General features: G+C 54.7%; 4 protein-coding genes and 2 pseudogenes. 1 reads left to right on the top strand and 5 read right to left on the bottom strand.

Annotation, left to right across the window (positions count from 1 at the left end; genetic code table 11):
- Both RXV88_RS23225 and RXV88_RS23230 read right to left on the bottom strand, forming a co-directional pair.
- On the bottom strand, nucleotides 1–320 hold a 320-nt coding region (locus tag RXV88_RS23225; protein ID WP_316296097.1), incomplete at its 3' end, for a helix-turn-helix domain-containing protein.
- Nucleotides 321–460: 140 nt separating this feature from the next.
- Nucleotides 461–823 carry an IS5 family transposase gene (locus tag RXV88_RS23230; RefSeq protein ID WP_316296101.1) on the bottom strand — a complete coding sequence of 121 codons (363 nt, stop codon included), beginning with the start codon at nucleotides 821–823 and terminating at the stop codon, nucleotides 461–463.
- Nucleotides 824–1,072: 249 nt separating this feature from the next.
- Between RXV88_RS23230 and RXV88_RS23235 the strand changes: the two are divergent.
- Nucleotides 1,073–1,369: pseudogene (locus tag RXV88_RS23235) on the top strand (DDE-type integrase/transposase/recombinase); the annotation flags it as partial.
- 12 nt (nucleotides 1,370–1,381) lie between these two features.
- On the opposite strand, the gene RXV88_RS23240 reads toward RXV88_RS23235, so the two are convergent.
- The 3 genes and pseudogenes from RXV88_RS23240 to RXV88_RS23250 form a co-directional block, all read right to left on the bottom strand.
- Nucleotides 1,382–2,139, bottom strand: a protein-coding gene (locus tag RXV88_RS23240; protein ID WP_316296098.1) for an IS5 family transposase whose coding sequence is annotated in 2 segments (ribosomal slippage) — nucleotides 1,382–1,815 and nucleotides 1,815–2,139 — 759 coding nt in all. Because the reading frame shifts where the segments join, the coding sequence is not laid out codon by codon here.
- Nucleotides 2,140–2,309: 170 nt separating this feature from the next.
- Nucleotides 2,310–3,065, bottom strand: coding sequence for an FkbM family methyltransferase (locus tag RXV88_RS23245; protein ID WP_316296099.1), 756 nt, complete (start codon nucleotides 3,063–3,065; stop codon nucleotides 2,310–2,312).
- Nucleotides 3,066–3,557: 492 nt separating this feature from the next.
- Nucleotides 3,558–3,662 (bottom strand): annotated as a pseudogene (locus RXV88_RS23250) (IS5/IS1182 family transposase); the annotation flags it as partial.
- Nucleotides 3,663–4,090 lie beyond the last annotated feature (428 nt).

Here is a 4,090-nt window from a genome sequence, read left to right on the forward strand (position 1 = left end):
ATCAGATGGCGCGAGAGCATCGCCGGTGTGGCGGTGAGGGCGTGCTCCTGCCGCAGCGCCTCGGCCAGTTCCGGCATCGTGATGTCCGGTTCGGCTTCCATGCGCGACTTGAGCCAGTCTGAGACCATGTCGAGCTTGCTACGGCGCGGGCGACCCTGAGCGGCCGCCTTCACCTCACCCGTTTGCCTCTTGCGCTGCATGATCCGCTCAGCACTTGCTACTGATATCCGCAAACGCCTTGCAGTTTCATGGCAGGAAAGGCCGTCGTCAACCAGAGCGACAACACGCTCTCGAATATCCAGTGATAGCGATTTGCCCATGATCCACCTCCACATATGAATCACAAAATAGATCCCGTGGGAATCCCATCGATTCAAATTTCAAGGACGACGCTCTAACTCAGACCATCAGACAAAACCTATCTGTGATCGCGACACTGATGCAATAATCGGGTCAGGCTTCATAACCAGTAGATGACGGTTGCGGCGAGAGCGATGGCCGACAGGAAGACCGTCGGACAACGGTCATAGCGGGTTGCAACGCGCCTCCAGTCCTTGAGCCTGCCGAACATGATTTCAATGCGGTTGCGGCGTTTGTATCGGCGTTTGTCGTATTTGACAGTCGTCTTGCGCTGCTTTCGACCTGGGATACAGGCGCGTATCCCTTTGTCTTTCAACGTGCCTCGGTACCAGTCGGCATCGTAGCCTCGGTCCCCGAGCAGCCAATCGACCTTTGGGAGACTGCTGAGCAACGCCCGCGCGCCGATGTAGTCGCTTCTGTGGTTGCCGCCCGTAGTGCAAGAGGTTTTTGACCCAATTGGCATGTGATCGAGTGCCAACTTCTGTGAGGCCTTTATGATGCGGCATTTCCAGAAGCCGCGGGCCGGGATGGTGATCAGCGGATTGGGTCCAAATCTGACTTTCGAGCTATATGCTCGTAGCGACTAACTGGTTTTCCCGATGCAGATCTGTTCGATCGGGTTGCCCATCGAAGTCGTCGTCTTCTCACACTCACCTTGGCACCGTCACTAGCAGTTTGACATGCGCATCATGCCGCCCCTACCAGCTCCGGGCCGGAGCATCCTAACCATGTCTGGTCCTATGACTTCGTTCAGGACAGGACCGATGACGGCAGGACATACCGCACGCTCAACATCATCGACGAGTTCACCAAGGAGGCCCTCATGATCCTTGTAGAGCGCAAGCTCAACTCCACCGAGGTCGTGGATGCGCTGACCGACATATTCATCCTGCGTGGTCCGCCCAAGTTCATCCGATCGGACAACGGTCCTGAGTTCATTGCCCAGAAAGTGCGTGACTGGATCGAAGCCGTCGGCGCCAAAACCGCCTTCATCGAGCCGGGATCGCCCTAGGGTCAGGATTCATAACCAGTAGATGACGGTTGCGGCGAGAGCGATGGCCGACAGGAAGACTTTTGGACAACGGTCATAGCGGGTCGCAACGGGCCTCCAGTCCTTGAGCCTGCCGAACATGATTTCAATGCGGTTGCGGCGTTTGTATCGGCGTTTGTCGTATTTGACAGTCTCCTTGCGCTGCTTTCGACCCGGGATACAGGCGCGTATCCCCTTGTCTTTCAACGCGTCTCGGAACCAGTCGGCATCGTAGCCTCGGTCCCCGAGCAGCCAATCGACTTTTGGGAGACTGCTGAGCAACGCCCGCGCGCCGATGTAGTCGCTGACCTGACCGGCGGTGACGAACAGGTCGAGCGGGCGTCCCTGGCTGTCGCAGATGGCATGCAATTTGGTGTTCATGCCGCCTTTGGTTCGACCAATCAGACGACCACGCCCCCCTTTTTGGCGGCCATGCTGGTCGCAGTTCGATGTACCTTCAGGTAGGTCGCGTCGATCATCACGGTCTTCTGTTCGCCGTGCTCGGCGGCCAGACCAACCATTATCCGCGCGAAGATGCCCTTCTCGCTCCAGCGCTTCCAACGGCTGTAAAGCGTTTTGTGTGGGCCATAGGCGGCAGGCGCATCGCGCCACCTTGACCCATTGCAGTTGATGAAGATAATCCCGCTCAAAACCCGCCGGTCGTCGACCCTGGGCTTGCCGTGCGACTTCGGAAAGTAGGGTTTCAGACGCGCCATCTGCGCGTCGGTCAGCCAGAAAAGATCGCTCATGTCACCGCTCCGTTTTCGGAGCCGTGAATCACGCAGCGCTCGGGAAATCAATGCGTCCTGACCTAAACACCTACATGTCCTTTTCACAAAGTAGATTATCTTGCGCGCGAAACTTCGCAGAAAAACCCACGGCATGCGGATCATAGGTCGCAGCAATTCTTATTTCTAGATTATGCCCCCCCCAAAAAACGCTTGGTACTGCGGAATATCCTCTGAAATAAGTACGCACCAGGCGACCTTTCGTGAAAGGGTTTCCCCAACTCCATCGCGCGCTGGAACCCTCTTTCTAGCCGCTCCCTACCCGGAGCCTCTCGAAACGCCACAAAATTCCCCCAGGCATTCCCGGGAATATCGCAGGGCCATCTGCGAAAGTTCGACCAACTGTGGCGCTTCCCATAGCGTTCAATCGGATGCCACTCACTGACAAAAACCGTGTAGCCAACGCGGGCGAACACTTCAGCAAGATCGCCGGCCGAGTAGCCCTGCGCCAACGTCTTGGCATCTTCGAATTCGGCCAAAACCGCACGTGGCCGGATACCCTCCAGATCGAATCCGCGCAGGACCGGCATCTCGTGGCCTTCAACATCAATCTTTAAGAAATCGACCCCCTTAATCCCACGTTTTGCCAGCACCTTATTCAAGGTGGTTGTCGAAACCCGGTCAACCTCGGCATGGCTCTCGTGAAACGCGCTCAGACCACTTATTCCTGAGCTGATGGGCGAGCCGTACAGTGGAACATCCTGCATCTCGGTATCGCTAACTGCCACCGGTAAGACCTCTACAAACTCCGCAATCTTCGGTTCGGCGGCCAGGTTTCTTTCTAAACGCGCCCTGTTTGCAGCGTCCGGTTCAAATGCCACTACTTGCCAGCCCGCCCTTGCAAACGGCAGCAGGGAGCTGCCAAAATGGGCGCCCACGTCGACCATCAACCCTGGCCGGTCCTCAGCTTGCAGGACGTCAAAGACCATAGCACACTCATCGAACGCGACTTGCTCTGCCCGAGGCTTTGGGGCCGCATTCAAACATGATGCCTCTATCCCTTTCGTCAATTTCACTTTGCTATCCTCCTCAGCATTTCAATCCGTACGATTGTTCGCCTGCGCAATCTGATTTGACTGCCAAAATTAAGTTTTTGCCAGCGCCACCGATGAACATTGCTGTGTCAGTCAAAACCAACGCTCCTCCGCTGATTGTCAAATGCAGCTTGCTGAACGCGTCACCGATTACCTCGTGAATGACACACATAAGCAATCCTCGAAAGCCAAAAGGGCATATAAAGACCAGTGTTGACTGGCAGAATAGGCGTACAATCCGGAGCAGATCATATCGAAGCTACGCCCGGTTGAAGCCTTGCCGAGACAAGGCCCTTGTTGCATAAATCGGCATAGGAGCGGCATGCCCTTCTCCCCAACAGAACTTCCTACAGCCTCGGTTGCGGGTATTACAATCGCGATGCAGCCGCTCAGGACGGCGGCGCGGACCTGCAGCTCCACTACCTGACGATCGAAGTCTCGAGCCATCAATTACGGTTCCCAGTGATGGGTTGGTCGAGCATTCAGATTTTGTCAAGCTGGATCTGCAAGCGGGCGAGGTCGCTGCCATGCGTGGCATGAATAGGAAAATTTCTTCGGCGAGAATGCCGTGGGTTGAATTGATCTAAGAGATCAAAAGTGTCACTGTTTTGCAGCACGGAAATTTCGAAACGCTTCAATCGACTTTCTATTATCCAAAATTCATTCAATATATTGGGTTGATTAATTTTATAAAACCCCCGCTGTGAAGAAAATATATTTCCAAAATCTAGGAAAAGCAATCATGATTTAAGTGGTCGGGTCTGAACAACGCCCAACGCTCTGAATTTATGTGAGAAACGGCTTATTTTGTTGGCTTTGGCCTGCAGGGTTTCATAGGATTCCATTGAAAACCCTGCAATTTCGGATCTTCCCATGAA

Origin of the sequence: Aestuariicoccus sp. MJ-SS9, from assembly GCF_032586235.1 — a bacterium.
GTDB lineage: Bacteria > Pseudomonadota > Alphaproteobacteria > Rhodobacterales > Rhodobacteraceae > Aestuariicoccus.

What these genes read in the sequence shown, in the direction of transcription:
- RXV88_RS23245 (WP_316296099.1), bottom strand. Translation starts at nt 3,065, where the DNA reads ATGGTCGACGTGGGCGCCCATTTTGGCAGCTCCCTGCTGCCGTTTGCA.
- RXV88_RS23230 (WP_316296101.1), bottom strand. Translation starts at nt 823, where the DNA reads ATGCCAATTGGGTCAAAAACCTCTTGCACTACGGGCGGCAACCACAGA.